The sequence below is a fragment of the Phocaeicola salanitronis DSM 18170 genome (assembly GCF_000190575.1).
Lineage (GTDB): Bacteria > Bacteroidota > Bacteroidia > Bacteroidales > Bacteroidaceae > Phocaeicola > Phocaeicola salanitronis.
On the sequence record NC_015164.1, the window covers coordinates 3,447,737 to 3,466,589 of the forward strand.

Here is an 18,853-nt window from a genome sequence, read left to right on the forward strand (position 1 = left end):
ACCACTCATGATTACAAATCCGGCGTGACAAAAACATCCCATGTAGGGGCGTATCGCATACGCCCGAATGCGTCAACTAACCCATGCGGGTGTCTTCGGGGCGTATGCGATACGCCCCTACAAGGCAATTGGGTGGAATGCGGATATTAAATTAATTATTGATTGTTTTGTTGCATTTCGTCTTCGCCCCAGTGGGTTTCCGCCTCTCTTTTTTCGCGTTCTATGACTTCTTGTGCCTTGCGGGGGTAGAGGATGAGCCGGAGCGAGTGGTCGTAGGTCAGGTAGCTCCACATCCAGTTGAGCAGTACGTTGATTTTGTTTCGCACGCCCAGGATGGAGCGGAGGTGGACCACCAGCCACAATAGCCAGGCTATCCAGCCTTGCGTTTTCAGGGAGCTGAATTCTGCCACCGCCTTGTTTCTGCCCACGGTTGCCATGCTTCCCAGGTTGCGGTAACGGAAGGGCTTCATGGCTTTTCCTTTTTGCAGGCGGATGAGGTTTGCGGCGAGGAGGCTTCCTTGCTGGATGGCTACCTGGGCGAGTTGCGGATGTCCGCCCGGATATTCCTTGTCGCCGCTCATGATGCACTGGTCGCCGATGCAGAAGATGTTGTCGAATCCTTCTGCCTTATTGTATGCGTCTACCTTGATGCGTCCGCCGCGTCCCAGCGATGCGGCAGGCATGTTTCCGATGGTGTTGGCACGCACGCCGCTCACCCAGATGAAGGTGCGGGTGGGGATTTGCGTACCGTCTTCGAGGATGACTTTGTGGTTGCGGTAGTCCATCACTTTCTTGTCCAGCCACACGTTGATGCCCATGCGCCGCAAGAATTCCGCCGACTTTTGCGACGACACCGGCGCCATTCCCGAGAGCAGGCGGCTGCTTGCCTCTATCAGGTAGATTTGCAGCAGGTTTTCGTTCATGTCGGGGTAGTCTTTCGGGAGCACGTAGCGTTTCATTTCCGCCAACGCTCCGGCTATTTCCACGCCTGTCGCTCCTCCGCCCACGATGACGATGTTCAGCAGTTCGCGGCGTTCTTGTTCGGTGGCGCAGGTCACGCTCCGTTCGAAGTTGCCCAGCAGGGCGTTGCGCAGCCCCATGGCTTCTTGCAGGGTTTTCATGGGGATGGCTTCCCGCTCGATGTTCTGGTTTCCGAAGAAGTTGGACGTGGTTCCGGCTGCAAGCACGAGGTAGTCGTATTCGATTTTCCCGATGGAGGTCTGGAGGATGTTTTTCTCGGGGAAAATCAGCCGGGCTTCTGCCATGCGGTAGTGCACGTGCGAGTTTTTCCCGAATATTTTCCGGAACGGGAAGGAGATGGAACTCGGTTCGATGCCTGCGGATGCCACTTGGTAGATGAGCGGCGGGAATTGGTGATAATTGTTCTTGTCAATCAGGATGACCTGAAAGTTTGACTTTGATAATTTGTTTGCCAGCTTGAGGCCTCCGAAGCCTCCTCCTACGATGACAACTCTCTTTTTACCTTTTTCTCTTTCGATGTTGAAACTCATGTCATTTTGTTTTTGTGTAAAGCTGGCGCAAAGTTACAATTTTATCAGGACTCAGGCATGCGTTTTGCGGTAAATTACGGAAAAATTTCAGTAATTCGTATACATCGGTGTGTCTGATATTTCATTATTTTTGCACCGCTATGATGTAAACTAACCGTTAAATAAACAGAACGATGGAACTGAAAGAATTTTTGGAATACGTGAAAACAGGAAAAGCGTTAAGTTCGGACGAGATACACCGGTTTATGGACGAGATGAGCGACGAGGCGCGGCGTGTCACCTTCAGGCTCAACACGGCTTATCACACGCCCGACGAGGTGCGGGCGTTGCTCTCGGAGCTGTTCGGCAAGGAGGCAGACCCTACCTTGCGGGTGTTTCCTCCGTTTTATACCGATTTCGGGAAGAACATCACGATAGGCAGGCATGTGTTTATCAACGCTTGCTGCCATTTTCAGGACCATGGGGGCGTGACGTTGGGCGACGGTTGCCAGATAGGGCATAACGTGGTGTTCGCCACGCTGAACCACGGCATCGCTCCCGGGGACCGGGTGCATACGTATCCTGCTCCGATTGTGCTGGGCAAGAACGTGTGGGTAGGCTCGAACGCCACCATCCTGCAAGGGGTGACGGTAGGCGACAACGCGATTATAGCCGCCGGTGCGGTGGTGACGAAGGATGTGCCTGCCGATACGATTGTCGGGGGAGTGCCGGCGAAGGTGATACGGAGGATAAATGAAAAATTTATGTAAAATGGGTAAGATTATCTGTAAAGCGGATACACGGATATGGGCGGGAACGCTTATCTTTGTATCTTGAAAAAAGTAACTGAAGACGATGGAATATAATTTTGACGAACTGACAGACCGCCGCCATACCGGGTCGTATAAATGGGACTCGGCGGCGGAAGACGGTGTGCTTCCGATGTGGGTGGCGGATATGGATTTCCGGACGTTGCCTGCCATTGTGGAGGCTTTGCAAAAGCGGGTGGCGCATGGGATATTCGGTTATACCAAGGTGCCCGGCGCGTATTACGATGCCATTATCCGCTGGTTTTCCGGGCAGCACGGGTGGAGCATGGAGCGCGAATGGATAATCTATACCATCGGCGTCGTTCCGGCTGTGTCTGCCATTATCAAGGCGATGACCCGTCCGGGCGATAAGGTGATTGTGCAGACTCCGGTGTATAACTGTTTCTTTTCTTCTATCCGCAACAACGGGTGCGAGGTGCTTTCCAGCCCGCTGGTGCGCAAGGGCGACACGTATGCCGTCGATTTTGACGACCTGGAGGCGAAGGCTTCCGACCCTCGGGCGAAGGTGTTCCTTCTGTGCAACCCTCACAATCCGGCAGGGCGCGTATGGACTGCCGAGGAGCTGCGCCGCATGGGGGATATCTGCATCCGTCACGGCGTGTTTATCCTCTCTGATGAAATCCATTGCGAGCTGGTGATGCCGGGCTATGCCTATACGCCTTTCGCTTCGCTGGGCAGGGAGTATGCGGAACATTCGTCGGTCTGCATTTCGCCCAGCAAGGCTTTCAATATCGCGGGGCTTCAGATAGCGAACATCGTGACTGCCGACGCGGAAATCCGGAAGAAGATAGACCGCGCCATCAATGTCAACGAGGTGTGCGACGTGAATCCTTTCGGGGTGGAGGCGCTGATGGCAGCCTATAGCGAAGCGGGGAGCGAATGGCTGAAGCAGCTGAATGCTTACATTGCCGGCAACTACCGGTATATGCAGGAGTTCTGCAAGGAGCGTCTGCCGCAGTTCCCGGTAGCCCGGCTGGAGGGGACTTACCTGGCATGGATGGACTGCTCGGCATTGGGCATGAAGTCGGAAGCGCTGGAAGAGGAATTGGTAAGCAAAGCCAAGCTGTGGCTGAACGCCGGAACGATGTACGGTGCGGAAGGCGAGGGATTCATGCGCTGGAACCTGGCTTGTCCGCGCAGCCGGGTGGAAGAGGGGTTGAACCGCTTTCTCCGGTATGTGGAGGCAATTGATGATTGACAAAACATTTAAATAACATGAAGTCAAACATTTAAATAATAAGAGTATGGAATCAGTAGTAAAACTTTATTCGTTGCCGTATTCCAATGTGAAAACGTATGGAGCGGCTTTGCTGTTCGTAATCGGCAATATCGCTTTGCCTCAGTTGTTCCATTTGGTTCCTCAGGGAGGGATGACGTGGCTGCCGATTTATTTCTTCACCCTGGTGGGGGCATACAAGTATGGCTGGAAGGTAGGCTTGCTTACCGCTGTCGCTTCGCCATTGGTTAATTCGGCGTTGTTCGGCATGCCTGCTCCTGCGGTGCTTCCGGCTATTTTGCTGAAATCGGTCTTGCTGGCAATCGGTGCGGGATATGTGGCACACCGTTTCCGGAAAGTGTCTGTTCTGGCGCTGCTGGCAGTGGTGTTGTTCTACCAGTGCATCGGTACGTTGGGCGAATGGGCTTTCTTTACCGACAGCTTCTATGCGGCGGTTCAGGATTTCCGCATGGGCATTCCGGGCATGCTGCTTCAGGTATTCGGAGGCTATGCGTTTATCCGTTGGCTGATTCAGAAGTGAATTTTAATAATGTGCTAATGGGATAATGTGCTAATGTGTCAATGAGTTAATGTGCTAATTCATTTTCCCATTATCCCATTGGCACATTGACACATTATCACATTAATCACCCTTTCCGCTGGTAGGCGATGCGGGGCGTGCCGTTGGCTACGTAGATGATGCCGCAGCGGACGAATCCGTTTTCCTCTAACAGGTGTTGCATCACTTTGTTGTCGGCATGGGTGTCGGCACGGAGGTTGGAGTCGTGTGAGGCGCACCAGGCGATGCATGCCTTGAAGATTCCTTTTCCGCTTCCGTCGGAGGCAAGTCGGTGGATGACGTGATAGGGTGCGCCGTTCAGCCATGCTCCGTCTTCGATGTGGGCATAGTTGGGGTCCGGGCTGGGCACGAAGCAGAAGGTCCCTATGGCTTTCCCTTCGGCGTTTTCGCATACGTAGCAGTGTCCGTTGCTTATTTCTTCGGCTATCAGCCCGCGTTGCGGGTAACCGTTTATCCATTGGTTCGGGTTTCCGGTGGAAGCCATGAAGCGGCGTGCCGCCTCGAATATTTCCATCAGGCGGTCTAAGTCGGCAGGTGTGGCGGGGCGTATGTTCGGTTTCATATCAGGACAGTAAGTTTCAAATTGCAAGTTAACAGGCTTTGTGACGCCTTGTATCTTAAAATACAAAAAGAGGATTTCCCTGTTTCGGGACATCCTCTTTTTGTCGTATTTGAAGAATGCTTTAGAACTCGATAATCAGCGAGCGGTTTGCCGGAACAACGAGGTTTTGGCTGAAGTTGACCTTCTTGCCGGTTGTAATGACAATACCTTCTTTGGAGTCTTGGGTCAAAGCATTGTAGTGCTGGCTTGGCAGAACTTGTTCTTTGTCAGTGCTGTTTAATACAATCATTTCTGTCTTGCCATCGTTCGTACGAGCATACAAGTAGATTCCTTGTTCAGGAATGTGATACTTTACAGTTTTGTTTTCTGACATTTTCTTGTTTAGTTTTAGTTTTGCGCTTCAAAAGTAGGGCTTTCATTCTAAACAAGCGGAAAGAAAAGGGTTAAAATTGCAAGTTTTATGCGGTTTTTATGATATAAATCAAGTAAGCATGTGTTTACGGATTCACCACAGAGGGCACAGAGGCTTTAAGATTTTTCTCTGTGAGCCTCTGTGCCCTCTGTGGTGAATTTTATCATCTGCCGGATTAAATCAGGAATCCCAGCAAGATACCTGCCGCTACGGCAGAACCGATGACACCGGCTACGTTCGGGCCCATGGCGTGCATCAGCAGGTAATTGGTCGGATCGTATTCGGCGCCTACGATTTGCGAGATGCGTGCCGAGTCGGGCACGGCAGATACGCCGGCATTTCCGATAAGCGGATTAATCTTGTTGTCTTTCTTCAATACCAGGTTGAATATCTTGACGAAGAGCACTCCCGATGCGGTGGCTATCACGAAGGACAAGGCACCCAGCCCGAAAATCTTCAGTGAATCCCAGGTGATGAATTCCGAAGCCTGCGTAGAGGCACCTACGGTCAGTCCCAGCAAGATGGTGATGGTATCAATCAGCGGTCCGCGGGCAGTTTCTGCCAGACGGCGTGTCACGCCGCTTTCCTTCAGCAGGTTGCCGAAGAAGAGCATGCCCAGCAGGGGAAGGCCCGAAGGCACCAGGAAGCAGGTCAGCAGCAGACCCATAATCGGGAACAGGACCTTTTCGGTATGCGACACGGCACGCGGGGCTTTCATGCGGATGAGACGCTCTTTCTTGGTGGTGAGCAGGCGCATGATGGGCGGCTGGATAACCGGCACCAATGCCATGTAGGAGTAGGCAGACACGGCGATGGCTCCCATCAGGTTGGGCGCCAGCTTCGATGAAAGGAAGATGGCAGTGGGGCCGTCTGCGCCACCGATGATGCCGATAGCGGCTGCCTGCATGGGGTCGAATCCCCATTCGAGGGCAATCATGTAGGCACCGAAGATACCGAATTGGGCTGCCGCCCCGATAAGCATCAGCTTCGGATTGGAAATCAGTGCCGAGAAGTCGGTCATGGCACCGATGCCGAGGAAGATGAGCGGCGGATACCAGCCCGATGTCACGCCTTGGTATAAGATGTTGAGTACCGAACCCTGTTCGTAGATGCCGACTTGCAGTCCGGCTTCCATATTGAACGGAATGTTGCCTATCAGCATACCGAATCCGATAGGAATCAGCAGCATCGGCTCGAATTCCTTTGCTACGGCAAGATAAATGAAGAATATACCGACGGCTATCATGATGAAATGCTGGTAAGTGGCATTGTAGAAGCCGGTATACGTCCAGAAATCAGCCAGGTTGCTCTGTAAGAAATTGATGAATTCTCCCATAGTTATTCGATGATTATAAGGTCTGTACCTTCAAGAATAGATTCTCCTTTGCTCACGTTGATGGCAGTCACTTTGCCGTCGCGGTCCGACTTGATGTCGTTTTCCATTTTCATGGCTTCCAGTATCAGCAGGGTCTGTCCGCGTTTCACCGTGTCGCCTTCCTTTACCTTGATGTCGAGGATGACTCCGGGCAGCGGCGACTTTACGCCTGATTTGCCTTGCGACACTGTGGGGCGGGTTACGGCAGGAGGAGGAGCGGCAGGCGTGGTGGAAGCCGTACGGATGACCGGCTTGATTTTCGGGCTTGCGTGTTTCTCCAGTTCTACGGTGTAGGGCGTACCGTTTACTTCTACGTGTACGTTGTTTTCTTCGATGTCTCCTACGGTCACTTTGTATAAGTTTCCGTTGATTTTGTATCTATATTCTTTCATGGTTATCTATTCGTTAGAGGGTTATTTCTTGTGAGGATTTTCGCGCAGGGTGTAAATCTTCGAGCTCCACGGCGAGTAGCTCCGTTTCACGCGGCTGATGGTCAGGATGGTTTCTTCCACGTCGTGGTCGCTTCCCTGCGCTTCATGCAGCGCCATGGCAATGGCGGCTATCACGTCGCCCGGCGCTTCGCCCAGCCGGCGTTCCTTGGCTTCCTGCTTGTCGGTGATGTTGTGTGCCTTCATGGCGTTGCGCTTGCGCAGCTTGACGGCAATCTTGCCTACTATCCGGAAGCTGATGTACAGCAGGATAAGTCCTGTAAACACTACGCACATGGCCGTAATGGTCATGCCGAATCCCGCCGAGTCGTGCTGTTCGAACTTGTCCATCTTCGGATTCCCTTCCAGCGTCTGGTTGTTCGTGCTGGGAGTGACGTATTTGGTTTCGCTGTCATCCTTCACTTCCCATTCGTCTGATCCGTCGCTTATCCGTGCATACGACTGGTCTGTCTTCAGGACTCCTGCCGGCACCACGATTTCGTCCAGCAGCTTTTTGCCCGAATCGTACAGCCCTATCCAGTTGTCTTTCGTCTTGCTCAGTACGAAATTGGTATGGAAAGTGCCTCGGCGCGGTGCTCCGTCTGCCCAGAACAACGCATGCTGGCGCGGGCTGATGGCGGTCAGCACGTCGCCCTTCGGAATGAAATAAGAGAGGGTGTCGCCCGGCTCGCTGCTTACTTTCAGGTAGCATCCGGCAAGGTTGACACTGTTGTAAGAGGTGTTGAATATTTCCACCCATCCGCTATGCACGCCGTAATCGTCCTGAAAGTTTTCCTGGTTGTCTACCAGCACTTCGTTGATGACGATTTTACTCTTGGCTTCCGGCGTGGTGCACGAACAGAATGCTCCCAGCAGGGCGGATGCGAAAAATATTCCGGCTATATATTTATTCATAATTAAACGCGTTTTTTTGAGTTTTTAAGTTCTTAAGTTCTTGGGTTCGTAAGTTCTTGAGTCTTTAAGTTTTTAAGTTTGTAAGTTGAGAAACTCAAGAACTCAAGAACTTAAAAGCTCAAAACTTATAAACTCATTTACAAAGGAATGTTCCCGTGTTTCTTTGCCGGATTGGTCTGCTTCTTGGTCTGCAATTGCTGCAGGGCACGGATGATGCGGAAACGTGTGTTGCGCGGTTCGATGACATCATCGATATACCCGTACTTCGCCGCATTGTATGGGTTGGCAAACAACTTGGTATATTCGGCTTCCTTCTCTGCCATAAAGGCTTTCGGGTCGGCAGCTTCCTTGGCTTCCTTGGCATAGAGCACTTCTACGGCTCCTGCGCCTCCCATGACGGCGATTTCGGCAGTAGGCCATGCGTAGTTCATGTCGCCGCGCAGCTGCTTGCAGCTCATCACGATGTGCGAGCCTCCGTACGACTTGCGGAGGGTGACGGTCACCTTAGGCACCGTAGCCTCGCCGTATGCATACAGCAGTTTGGCTCCGTGCAGGATGACGGCGTTGTATTCTTGTCCGGTACCCGGCAGGAAGCCCGGCACGTCGACCAGTGACACGATGGGGATGTTGAACGCGTCGCAGAAGCGGACGAAGCGTGCGCCCTTGCGTGAGGAGTTGCAGTCGAGCACGCCTGCAAGGAATTTGGGTTGGTTGGCTACGATGCCCACCGACTGTCCGTTGAAGCGGGCGAAACCGATGATGATGTTTTTGGCGAAGTCGCGTTGCACTTCCAGAAACTCGCCGTTGTCGACAATGGCTCCGATTACCTCATACATGTCGTAAGGCTTGTTGGGGCTGTCGGGGACGATTTCATTTAATGAGTCTTCCAACCGGTCTATCGGGTCGGTACAGTCCACGTAAGGCGGTTCTTCAAGGTTGTTTTGGGGAATGTAGCTCAGAAGCTTGCGGATGAGGGTCAATCCTTCTTCTTCGGTGGCGGCGGTAAAGTGTGTTACGCCCGAGCGGGTAGAGTGCACGCTGGCGCCTCCTAAAATTTCCTGAGTCACGTCTTCGCCGGTAACGGTCTTCACCACTTTCGGCCCGGTGAGGAACATGTACGACGTTCCTTCCATCATCAGGGTGAAGTCGGTCAGGGCAGGAGAGTAAACGGCTCCTCCCGCGCAGGGACCGAAGATGCCGGAGATTTGCGGAACTACGCCGGATGCCAGAATATTGCGCTGGAATATCTCGGCATATCCTGCCAGCGCGTTAATGCCTTCCTGGATGCGTGCGCCTCCCGAGTCGTTCAGCCCGATGACGGGTGCGCCCATCTTCATCGCCATATCCATCACCTTGCAAATCTTTTGCGACATGGTTTCCGACAGCGAGCCTGCCGATACGGTAAAGTCTTGTGCAAAGACATACACCAACCGTCCCTCGATGGTTCCGTATCCGGTTACTACGCCGTCGCCCAGGTATTGTTTCTTGTCCATGCCGAAGTTGGTGCAACGGTGTTTCACGAACATGTCCATTTCTTCGAAGCTGCCTTCGTCGAGCAGCATGGAGATGCGTTCGCGTGCTGTATATTTCCCTTTCGCGTGTTGTTTCTCAATCGCTTTCTCGCCGCCTCCCAAACGGGCTTGGGCACGCAGCTCGATCAGTTCTTTTACTTTTTCAAGTTGGTTACTCATGGCATTAAGTTTAAATGGTTATTTTTCACACAATTCAGTCAGTACACCCATCGTCGATTTAGGATGCAGGAAAGCAATCTGCAGGTTTTCCGCCCCTTTGCGCGGAGCCTTGTCAATCAGGCGTATGCCCGCTCCCTCGGCTTCTGCCAAGGCGTTTGCCACTCCGTCTTCGATGGCGAAGGCGAGGTGATGGATGCCCATGCCTCGCTTTTCAATGAAACTGGCGATGGTACTGTCCGGACTGGTCGGTTCCAACAATTCGATTTTGGTGTCTCCGCATTTCAGGAAAGCGGTCTTTACTTTTTGGTCTTCTACAGTCTCTATGTTGTAGCAGGTCAGTCCGAGAACTTTTTCGTAATACGGAAGGGCTTCTTCGATGCTCTTTACGGCAATGCCCAAGTGTTCGATGTGAGAAATTTTCATACTTGTTGTTTTTTATAGGGTATTAAATACTAAAGTCGTTCGTAATAACTGCACAAAGAAAAGAAAAATGTGCGAAATACGAAATTTTTCTTCGATTTATTTTAAAGAGAAGGCGTGAGATTGTTTCTGCCGTGCGGGTTGTTGCGTAGCTGGGATAAAATGCTTACTTTTGTGGTATATCTGTAAACGCAATGTGTATGAAACCCATAGAACGAAGAAAATACCCGTATGGCATTCAGGTGTTTTCGATAATCCGGAAAGAGAATTATCTGTATGTCGACAAGACGGAATACGTCTACCGCATGACGCATTCCGACAACAGATACATGTTTCTGAACCGTCCGCGCCGTTTCGGCAAGTCGTTGCTTACCGATACGCTGCACTGTTATTTCGAAGGTCGCAAGGAGCTGTTCGAGGGGCTTGCCATCGAACGGCTGGAAACGGAATGGACCTCGTATCCGGTGCTGCACTTCGATATGAGTACGGCAAAGAACTTGAGCAAGGAAGGATTGGAAAGGGAATTAGACAGGAAATTGTTCGCTTATGAGAAAATCTATGGACGGGAAGAAAAAGACATAGAAATCAATCAACGCCTGCAAGGGCTGATAGAACGCGCTTTTCAACAGACGGGTAAGGGAGTGGTGATTTTGATTGACGAATACGACGCCCCTCTGCTGGATGTCATGCACGAAGACGAGAATCTGCCTGTGTTGCGCAATGTGATGCGCAATTTCTACAGTCCGCTGAAGGCGTGCGGGCAGTATTTGCGTTATGTGTTCCTGACAGGCATCACCAAGTTCTCGCAGCTTAGCATCTTCAGTGAGCTGAACAACATAGAGAATATCAGCATGGATACGTCTTATGCCGCCGTGTGCGGCATTACGGAAGAAGAGATGCGCACACAGATGGACGCCGATACCGTATGGCTGGCAGAACGGATGGGGACCACCAAGGAGGATGCTTTGCAGCAGTTGAAGACCTATTACGACGGCTATCATTTCGCCTGGCCCTCGCCCGATGTGTACAATCCGTTCAGCCTGATGGCGGCGTTCAGCAAAGGGAAGATAGAATCTTACTGGTTCGGGAGCGGCACTCCGACGTACTTGATTGAGATGCTGGACAAATACCAGGTGATTCCGCAGGAGATAAGCGGGCGGAAGTGTGAAGCAAGCGATTTTGATGCCCCTACCGAGCGCATGACCGATATCACTCCGCTTTTCTACCAGAGCGGCTACCTGACCATCAAGAACTATTCGGCTTTCTCCGGCCTGTATCTGCTGGATATCCCGAACCGGGAGGTGCGCATCGGGCTGATGAGAAGCTTGCTGCCTAACTACGTGCGCCGTCCTGCCGAGCTGAATACGCTGGTGGGCGAAATGGCGGAATGCATCCATTTCGGAGACATGGACGGGGCTTTGCGCCTGATGCAGACGGTGCTTTCCACCGTGCCTTATTGCGAGAACACGCGTTACGAGGGGCATTATCAGCAGATGCTTTACCTGATATTCACCTTGCTGGGCAGTTTTGCGGATGTGGAGGTCCGTACGCCGCAGGGCAGGGTAGACGTGGTGATGCGCACGCACGACACCTTATATATAATAGAGGTGAAACTCGATAAGGATGCCGGTGAGGCGATGAGGCAAATCGACCTGAAGCAATACCCCGAACGCTTCGCTCTTTGCGGGCTTCCGGTAGTGAAAGTGGGCGTCAGCTTCGACAGCGGACGGCATACATTGTCCGGCTGGGTCATCGAATGAAAACGCCGGAAGATATAAAATGAAAAAAATATCACCGGACATTGAACAAAACGCCTCGGCGGTTGTTCTCCTTAATGCAAGCAAGAGCGTGCTTGCTTGTTTCATTAGCAACTAAAACGTATTTATATCTCTATCAATCGTGGGGAAGCGTCCTCACACACACATTTTACTTATATTAGTAATCTATGTTATAATCGGCTCGCAGGGATGCGCGCCGATTTTTTTTGGTGCAGTTGGTTCGTTACGGCGTGACGCAAAGACTCTGTGGTGAAACACATGTTATATATAGAAATAAATCAGCAGCCTGTTCAGCCATTTCCAGCGGATGCGGAACCAGCGGCGGGTGCTCAACTGCCTGCCTCCGAAACGGAGGATGAAATCGCGGTAGGTATATTTTTTGAACGGAATGCCTGCTTCGATGAATTCGAAATGCCGGTAGCCTTGCTGGCGGGCGTAGGTCATGGCATTCCATACGGCAAGCACACCCGGGTAGAGGAGGGGGTAGGTTTTGCTCATGCCTGCCGAGAAAAGCAGGTAGGCCGTTTCTTGCGAGAACAGGCATACCGAGCCGCCGATGACTTTGTCCTTGTAGCGGACGAGGAAGATTTGCCCTACTTCCCGTTCGGAGGGTTGTTTCAGCAAGGCGATGAAAAAGCGCAGGTCGGGAAGGTGGCGGTGTATTTTTGCCGCGTAATATTTCCTCAGAAGGCCGAAGAAGGATTCGATGTCTTCCTGCGTCCGTGCAATCTCCATTGTGGCGCCGTTTTTCAGCCCTCGGGCGATTTGTCTTTTGCGTGACGCGCTGATCCATTTGTCGAGGGTCTGGTGGTGGAGGGAGTTGCGCACCCGGAGCCAGCGGACGGGGAAGAATCCGTTCTGCCGGAAATAGCGGTAGCCGAAAAGAGGCTCTTCCAGGTTCCTGAATTCCAGGAAGAAAGACTGCTCCTGAAACTTTACCGTAAAGTAGGAGAGGAATTCCCCGAAGATTTCATCGGCTTTGCGCGGGGTGTTGAAATATTCGCCGGTGCCGTATGCGTATGTCTTTTTCCGAAGTCCGGTAAGCCGTGCGTTGCGGCGCGTGATGCAAAGCAGCTTCCCGATGGGAAGCTCGTTTTCCCATGCCACCAGCAAGGTCGGGCGGTAGCCGGGAGTTTGTTCCAGTACCCGGAACAATTCGGTAGAATGAAAGATATTCGTTCCCGGAAGAACCGGAATATCTTTCGAGCGGTCGTATGTGCATATTCGGATAGCCATAGCAATGCAAAGATAAAACTTTTTTTAAATTTACGATTTTACGGTTTGCTATTATTGAACACATAGGTTTGGACACAGAGGCACAGAGACACAGAGATACGGAGAAATAAACATTCCTTATGTCACGCCGTGACGACAATTGCCATGTAGGGGGCGTATTGCATACGCCCTGAAAACATCACGTGGATTAGTTGATGCATTCGGGCGTATGCGATACGCCCCTACATAGGATGTTTGCGTTCCATTCTGTTATTTTTATTGCGGCTGCCCTTGTCTTCCGTCGCGGGCGTCCGTGTTTCCCCGCATGAATGGAGGAGTTGCCGGTTGCGGGCGGTGTGACAATTGTTCTCGTAAAATTTGACCTTTCCAGTTTTTACGAGTATCTTTGTCCGGATAAATAATAAGGGTTTATGGAAAATTTCAGTGATTTGATAAAGAGGCGGCGCAGCATGCGCAAGTTTACCGGAGAAGAACTGACGCAGGACGAAGTGGTGGCTTTGTTGCGGGCAGCCTTGATGTCCCCTTCTTCCAAGCGGAGCAACTGCTGGCAGTTTGTCGTGGTCGACGAGAAGCATACGCTTGAGCTGTTGTCGAAATGCAAGGCTTCGGGAGCCGATTTCCTGAAAGACGCTCCGCTTGCCATTGTCGTGCTGGCAGATCCGTTGGCAAGCGATGTGTGGATAGAAGATGCTTCGGTGGCGTCTCTCATGATTCAGCTTCAGGCAGAGGATTTGGGGCTGGGGAGTTGCTGGATTCAGGTACGCGAGCGTTATACCGCTGCGGGGATGCCTGCCGGCGAATACGTACAGGGTGTATTGGACATCCCTTTGCAGCTTCAGGTGCTTTCCATCATTGCCATAGGGCATAAAGGCATGGAGCGGAAACCGTTCGATGAAAGCAAGCTGCTGTGGGAGAAAGTCCACCTTAATAAATACAAGGGAGAATGACGGCAAAGGCTTCGAATCACAAAGACACCTACCGGGCTGTGGCGGTGTTCCTGGCTCTTATGGGCATCTTGTATTTGGCAGACCGCCTGATTGGCTTTGCCTCGCACGGCTTGCCGTGGGTGATGCAGAAAGACACGATGCTGCTCTATGCGGCGGTGATTTTCCTATGGTTCAAGTCGGACAAGTCGGTAGGACTCGTTTTGGCAGGCATCTGGCTGATACAGAATATCGGGCTGGTGGTTTCCTTGCTGGGGCAGATGTCGGGCTATCTGCTTCCGGCGGCATTGCTCCTGATAGGCATCCTGCTCTATTGGCTTTCCTCACGGTAAATGAAGAATGAAAAATGAAGAATGAAGAATCATTGTCAATTGAAAAAATAGTATTAGTGGGTGCCGGAAACGTGGCGACCCACTTGGGGACGGCTTTGTGTGATGCCGGATATGCCGTGGTTCAGGTGTTCAGCCGCACCGGGGAGTCTGCCTCGGCATTGGCGGAGAAACTGGGATGCCCCTATACGACGGACATCAGCCGGATAGTGCCGGATGCCGGGCTTTACATCGTATCTGTCAAAGATTCGGTATTGGCAGAAGTGGTTCCGCCTTTGGTGCGCCGCAATCCGGAAGCCTTGTTCGTGCATACGGCAGGAAGCATGCCGATGGATGTATGGAAGGGTGAAGCCCACCGTTACGGGGTGCTTTATCCGATGCAGACCTTCAGCAAGGGCAGGGCGGTAGACTTTACGGCTGTTCCTTTCTTTATCGAAGGTTCGGGCGAAGAAGAGGCCGGAGCGTTAAGGGCGCTGGCGGAGCGGATAGGCGGGCACGCCTACGAAGCTACGTCCGAGCAACGCCGGTATCTGCACATTGCGGCGGTGTTCGCCTGCAATTTCACCAATCACATGTATGCCTTGGCACATCGCCTGCTGGCTGCCCACGGCTTGCCTTTCGAGGCTATGCTGCCATTGATTGACGAAACGGCACGGAAGGTGCACGAATTGCCTCCGGCGGAAGCGCAGACCGGTCCGGCACGGCGGTATGACGGGAACGTCATCGGAAAGCACCTGGAAATGCTTGCCGGCGAACCGCGTCTGGCAGAGCTGTATGAGAAGATCAGCCGGAGCATTCATGAGGAGGACAAGTCTCAATTAATTCACAAACTCAAATGATAAATTACGATTTGACAAAGATAAGGGCAATGGCATTCGATGTCGACGGGGTATTGAGTGCGGAAACTGTTCCGATGGATGCGAAAGGGGAGCCTATGCGGACCCTGAATATTAAGGACGGATACGCCCTTCAGTTTGCCGTGAAATGCGGCTTGCACGTCGCTATCATTACCGGCGGGCGTTCGGAAGCCATCCGGAAGCGCTACGAGGCGTTGGGCGTGAAAGACATTTACATAGGTGCGTCTGTCAAGACGAACGAGTTTGCCGACTGGCTTTCCCGGCGCAGCCTGAAGCCGGAGGAGGTGCTGTATATGGGCGACGATATCCCCGATTATGACGTGCTGCGTCTGGCGGGCCTGTCTTGTTGTCCAGCCGATGCCGCTCCCGAAATCAAGGCGGTGTGCCGGTACATTTCCCACCGGAACGGGGGATGCGGATGCGGGCGCGATGTGATAGAGCAGGTCTTGCGGGCGCAAGGCAAGTGGATGTCGCACGCTGATGCGTTCGGATGGTGAATTTCTTTGTTCGCCACAGAGGGCACAAAGGCGCACAGAGGCTTTAAAATCTTTCCTCTGTGGTGAGTTTTTTTCATAAGTAAATAAAATATATGGTGTTAGAGAATTTGCAGAAATACAAGGTGAAGCTTGCTTCCAATTCGCTCCGGCGCAGGGAATTGCTTTCGGGGCTGGGCATTGCGTATGAGGTTAAAGTGTTGCCGGGCATTGACGAGACATACCCGGATACGTTGAGCGGGGAGGAGATTCCGGTGTACATCGCCCGTGAGAAGGCGGACGCATACCGCAAGGACATGGAAGCGGACGAGTTGATTATTACGGCGGATACCATTGTTTTCGTCGACGGGGAAGTGTTGGGAAAGCCGGCAGACGAAGAAGATGCGTGCCGGATGCTCCGCAAGCTGTCGGGGCGGACGCATCAGGTCATTACAGGGGTATGCCTGACTACGGTTGACTTCCAGAAGGCGTTCGCAGCGGTGACGGATGTGACGTTCGCGGCGCTGGGCGAGGACGAAATCTGGTATTATGTCTCCCGTTACCGTCCGTTTGACAAGGCGGGCGCCTACGGGGTGCAGGAATGGATTGGGTATGTGGGTGTCACCGGCATGCAAGGCTCGTTTTATAATGTGATGGGGCTTCCCGTGCAGCGGCTTTACCAGGAACTCAAGGCGTTATAGGAAAACAAAACCGGTTTGCGGAAAATGGAATGGAACGCAGAGACGCAAAGACGCAGAGTTTTATAGTCAATCAGAAATGAATTGCGAAAAACTATAGCCCGTTTTTAGTAGAGACGTCACATTGTGGCGTCTCTGAATGCATCTGCAAGACATTCACATACAAAAACATATAGTAACCCTTCGGTTGGGGAGACGCCACAATGTGACGTCTCTACTGCATGCTCTGTGTCTATGTGTTCAATAGAAAGAATCACGATTATATGAGTATGTGCGGAAAAAAAGCTGTCTCAAAATGAAAAAACAGCTTCCATTTTGAGACAGCTTTTCTGAAAATCAGACGGACTTCTTTTTACTTGATTTCGAACTCCTCTTTCATGTCGATTTCCTCATTGTGGGCATCGTAGAATTTATATTGCAGGAAGGCAAGGCTTTGGTTCGGGATAATCTTGATGCCGAAGCCGTATTTCATCTGCCATTTCCGTTTCAGCGATACAATCCCTTGGTTGATGTATGCCGCTACGTAGGGGTGGATGTGCAATGTAAATTTCTTTACCTTCAACTTATTGACCAGGTAGTCTATTTTACTTTCCAGCGTATCTGTGAACAGGATGGAGGGCTTGATTTTCCCTTTCCCGAAACAAGTGGGGCAGTTTTCGTCGGTGGTGACATCCATTGCCGGACGCACGCGCTGGCGCGTTATCTGCATCAGCCCGAATTTGCTGAGGGGCAGGATGTTGTGTTTCGCGCGGTCTTTCTGCATGTTCTGGCACATGCGTTCGTAGAGCTTCTGCCTGTTCTCGGCAAGGTTCATGTCGATGAAGTCGACGACAATGATGCCTCCCATGTCCCTCAGCCGTAGCTGGCGCGCCAACTCATCGGCTGCGCCCAAGTTCACATCGAGGGCATTGGCTTCTTGTCCGTTGGCAGATTTCGAACGGTTACCGCTGTTCACGTCCACTACGTGCAGCGCTTCGGTATGCTCGATAATCAGATAAGCCCCGCTTTTGTAGGAGACGGTCTTGCCGAACGATGACTTGATTTGTTTGGTGATGGCAAAGTTATCGAAAATGGGAAGCTGGCCTTTGTATAGCTTGACAATACCCACACGTTCGGGGGCTATCAGGGCTACATAATTCTTTACTTCGTTGTAAACGGTCTCGTCGTTCACGTAGATGTTTTCGTACGAAGGGTTGAACAGGTCGCGCAGCATGGCTACCGTGCGGCTTGTCTCTTCGTAGACCAGTGTAGGCATTTTGGTTGCCTTTTGTACTTTTGTGATGGTCTCTTCCCAATGTTTCAGCAATACTTTCAGTTCGGCGTCCAGTTCTGCCACGCGCTTCCCTTCTGCCACCGTGCGTACGATGACGCCGAAGTTTTTCGGCTTGATGCTTTGCAGCAATTGTTTCAGGCGCGCGCGTTCTTCGCTCGACTTGATTTTTTGCGAGACCGAAACTTTATCGTTGAAGGGGATAAGCACCAGATACCTTCCGGCGAACGACAGCTCGCACGTCAGGCGCGGCCCTTTGGTCGATATGGGCTCTTTTACGATTTGCACGATTACTTCCTGTCCTTGCTGAAGGATGTTCGAGATGCTTCCCTCTTTTTCGATGTCGGGCAGCATGGAAGCTTTCGCCATGGGATAAAGTTTTTTCCGGTCGCTGATAACTTGCTTCAGATACTTCTGAAAAGAAAGGAATTGAGGTCCGAGGTCTAAGTAATGAAGGAAAGCGTCTTTTTCGAAACCGACATCTACAAAGCAGGCGTTCAGTCCGGGCATCAGTTTCCTGACTTTGCCCACGTACATGTTGCCGACAGAGAAAGAAAGGTTCCTTTCTTCTTTCTGGAACTCTACCAGATTCTTATCCTCCAGCAGGGCGATTGAAATCTCTTTCGGCTGTACATCTACTACTAATTCGCTTGTCACTTGATTACTTGTTTTTTTGAGGTTAATAATTTAATGATTATAAGGCTCTTCATACACAAAGAACAAACCTGAAAGACTATGTAGGAGCTTTGCAAGTTTGTTCTTTATTGAAGTCGGACAGACTAACAATTATTTTTTGCTTTTATGTCTGTTCTTTCTTAGTCTTTTTTTGCGCTTGTGTGTAGACATTTTATGTCTTTTTCTTTTCTTTCCGCTTGGCATAGCTTCAAAATTTTATAGGGTTAATACTAATGTTGATTTATTTTTTTACTGAAAGAGTAAACGTCTTTGCCGGCTTGAATGCCGGAATGTTGTGTTCCGGGATTATAATCGTTGTGTTTTTTGAAATGTTGCGGGCAGTTTTCTGCGCTCTTTTCTTCACGATGAAACTGCCGAACCCACGGAGGTATACGTTTTCATCATTTGATAATGACGTCTTTACTGAATTCATAAATGCTTCCAGCGTAGTGAGTACCGTTTGTCTGTCGATGCCGGTATTTCTGGCAATTTCGTTTACAATCTCTGCTTTAGTCATTGCGCTAATAATTATTGTTATACGTTATCTTAATTTTTTGGACTGCAAATATATAGCTTTTCTCGCTCATGGCGAAATTTCTTGTGAACAAATTTTAGAAAAAGTGTTTTTTGCGTTTTCAAAACCTGTATTTTTGCAGGACTTTACGTGTTTTTAA

20 protein-coding genes are annotated in these 18,853 nt (G+C 51.2%); 9 read left to right on the top strand and 11 right to left on the bottom strand.

The window, feature by feature from the left end:
• Nucleotides 1–155: 155 nt before the first annotated feature.
• Nucleotides 156–1,511 (bottom strand): NAD(P)/FAD-dependent oxidoreductase, encoded by a 1,356-nt coding sequence (locus BACSA_RS14715; RefSeq protein WP_013618824.1) that lies wholly within the window; start codon nucleotides 1,509–1,511, stop codon nucleotides 156–158.
• A 173-nt stretch (nucleotides 1,512–1,684) separates the two neighbouring features.
• On the opposite strand from BACSA_RS14715, the gene BACSA_RS14720 reads away from it, so the two are divergent.
• The 3 genes from BACSA_RS14720 (at nucleotide 1,685) to BACSA_RS14730 (ending at nucleotide 4,077) form a co-directional block, all read left to right on the top strand.
• The gene (locus BACSA_RS14720) at nucleotides 1,685–2,260 is read left to right on the top strand and encodes a sugar O-acetyltransferase (protein ID WP_013618825.1); all 576 of its coding nucleotides are present in this window, start codon (nucleotides 1,685–1,687) and stop codon (nucleotides 2,258–2,260) included.
• An 85-nt stretch (nucleotides 2,261–2,345) separates the two neighbouring features.
• A complete protein-coding gene (locus BACSA_RS14725) occupies nucleotides 2,346–3,518 on the top strand; it encodes a MalY/PatB family protein (RefSeq protein ID WP_013618826.1) in 1,173 nt (390 codons plus the stop codon).
• 46 nt (nucleotides 3,519–3,564) lie between these two features.
• Nucleotides 3,565–4,077 (top strand): hypothetical protein, encoded by a 513-nt coding sequence (locus tag BACSA_RS14730; RefSeq protein WP_013618827.1) that lies wholly within the window; start codon nucleotides 3,565–3,567, stop codon nucleotides 4,075–4,077.
• A gap of 106 nt (nucleotides 4,078–4,183) precedes the next feature.
• On the opposite strand, the gene BACSA_RS14735 is transcribed toward BACSA_RS14730, so the two are convergent.
• The 7 genes from BACSA_RS14735 to mce form a co-directional block, all read right to left on the bottom strand.
• The gene (locus BACSA_RS14735; protein ID WP_041584062.1) at nucleotides 4,184–4,678 is read right to left on the bottom strand and encodes a GNAT family N-acetyltransferase; all 495 of its coding nucleotides are present in this window, start codon (nucleotides 4,676–4,678) and stop codon (nucleotides 4,184–4,186) included.
• Nucleotides 4,679–4,799: 121 nt separating this feature from the next.
• Nucleotides 4,800–5,051, bottom strand: a complete 252-nt coding sequence (locus BACSA_RS14740; protein WP_013618829.1) for a cyclomaltodextrinase C-terminal domain-containing protein — start codon at nucleotides 5,049–5,051, stop codon at nucleotides 4,800–4,802.
• Nucleotides 5,052–5,265: 214 nt separating this feature from the next.
• Nucleotides 5,266–6,426: a sodium ion-translocating decarboxylase subunit beta gene (locus BACSA_RS14745; protein WP_013618830.1), complete on the bottom strand. Its 1,161-nt coding sequence runs from the start codon at nucleotides 6,424–6,426 to the stop codon at nucleotides 5,266–5,268.
• 2 nt (nucleotides 6,427–6,428) lie between these two features.
• Nucleotides 6,429–6,857 carry an acetyl-CoA carboxylase biotin carboxyl carrier protein gene (locus BACSA_RS14750; RefSeq protein ID WP_013618831.1) on the bottom strand — a complete coding sequence of 143 codons (429 nt, stop codon included), beginning with the start codon at nucleotides 6,855–6,857 and terminating at the stop codon, nucleotides 6,429–6,431.
• A 21-nt stretch (nucleotides 6,858–6,878) separates the two neighbouring features.
• On the bottom strand, nucleotides 6,879–7,808 hold the full coding sequence (locus tag BACSA_RS14755; RefSeq protein WP_013618832.1) for an OadG family transporter subunit: 930 nt from the start codon (nucleotides 7,806–7,808) through the stop codon (nucleotides 6,879–6,881).
• 137 nt (nucleotides 7,809–7,945) lie between these two features.
• Nucleotides 7,946–9,499 carry an acyl-CoA carboxylase subunit beta gene (locus tag BACSA_RS14760; protein WP_013618833.1) on the bottom strand — a complete coding sequence of 518 codons (1,554 nt, stop codon included), beginning with the start codon at nucleotides 9,497–9,499 and terminating at the stop codon, nucleotides 7,946–7,948.
• Nucleotides 9,500–9,517: 18 nt separating this feature from the next.
• Nucleotides 9,518–9,922, bottom strand: a complete 405-nt coding sequence (mce, locus tag BACSA_RS14765; protein ID WP_013618834.1) for a methylmalonyl-CoA epimerase — start codon at nucleotides 9,920–9,922, stop codon at nucleotides 9,518–9,520.
• A gap of 197 nt (nucleotides 9,923–10,119) precedes the next feature.
• On the opposite strand from mce, the gene BACSA_RS14770 reads away from it, so the two are divergent.
• On the top strand, nucleotides 10,120–11,679 hold the full coding sequence (locus BACSA_RS14770; protein WP_013618835.1) for an ATP-binding protein: 1,560 nt from the start codon (nucleotides 10,120–10,122) through the stop codon (nucleotides 11,677–11,679).
• Nucleotides 11,680–11,958: 279 nt separating this feature from the next.
• On the opposite strand, the gene BACSA_RS14775 is transcribed toward BACSA_RS14770, so the two are convergent.
• Nucleotides 11,959–12,933 (bottom strand): GNAT family N-acetyltransferase, encoded by a 975-nt coding sequence (locus tag BACSA_RS14775; RefSeq protein ID WP_013618836.1) that lies wholly within the window; start codon nucleotides 12,931–12,933, stop codon nucleotides 11,959–11,961.
• Between the two features lie 410 nt (nucleotides 12,934–13,343).
• Between BACSA_RS14775 and BACSA_RS14780 the strand changes: the two genes are divergently transcribed.
• From BACSA_RS14780 to BACSA_RS14800, 5 genes are all read left to right on the top strand, one after another.
• Nucleotides 13,344–13,880 (top strand): nitroreductase family protein, encoded by a 537-nt coding sequence (locus BACSA_RS14780; protein WP_013618837.1) that lies wholly within the window; start codon nucleotides 13,344–13,346, stop codon nucleotides 13,878–13,880.
• On the top strand, nucleotides 13,877–14,209 hold the full coding sequence (locus BACSA_RS14785; RefSeq protein WP_013618838.1) for a hypothetical protein: 333 nt from the start codon (nucleotides 13,877–13,879) through the stop codon (nucleotides 14,207–14,209). The genes BACSA_RS14780 and BACSA_RS14785 overlap by 4 nt, the downstream gene beginning before the upstream one ends.
• A 14-nt stretch (nucleotides 14,210–14,223) precedes the next feature.
• Nucleotides 14,224–15,045 (top strand): Rossmann-like and DUF2520 domain-containing protein, encoded by an 822-nt coding sequence (locus tag BACSA_RS14790; protein ID WP_013618839.1) that lies wholly within the window; start codon nucleotides 14,224–14,226, stop codon nucleotides 15,043–15,045.
• The gene (locus BACSA_RS14795; protein ID WP_013618840.1) at nucleotides 15,042–15,560 is read left to right on the top strand and encodes a KdsC family phosphatase; all 519 of its coding nucleotides are present in this window, start codon (nucleotides 15,042–15,044) and stop codon (nucleotides 15,558–15,560) included. The genes BACSA_RS14790 and BACSA_RS14795 overlap by 4 nt, the downstream gene beginning before the upstream one ends.
• A 95-nt stretch (nucleotides 15,561–15,655) precedes the next feature.
• A complete protein-coding gene (locus tag BACSA_RS14800; RefSeq protein WP_041584450.1) occupies nucleotides 15,656–16,237 on the top strand; it encodes a Maf-like protein in 582 nt (193 codons plus the stop codon).
• Nucleotides 16,238–16,586: 349 nt separating this feature from the next.
• Here the strand turns inward: BACSA_RS14800 and BACSA_RS14805 are convergent, their stop codons facing one another.
• Complete coding sequence (locus BACSA_RS14805) at nucleotides 16,587–18,161, bottom strand: Rne/Rng family ribonuclease (protein WP_013618842.1); 1,575 nt, start codon at nucleotides 18,159–18,161, stop codon at nucleotides 16,587–16,589.
• A gap of 259 nt (nucleotides 18,162–18,420) precedes the next feature.
• Nucleotides 18,421–18,696 (bottom strand): HU family DNA-binding protein, encoded by a 276-nt coding sequence (locus tag BACSA_RS14810; protein WP_013618843.1) that lies wholly within the window; start codon nucleotides 18,694–18,696, stop codon nucleotides 18,421–18,423.
• Between the last annotated feature and the right edge of the window lie 157 nt (nucleotides 18,697–18,853).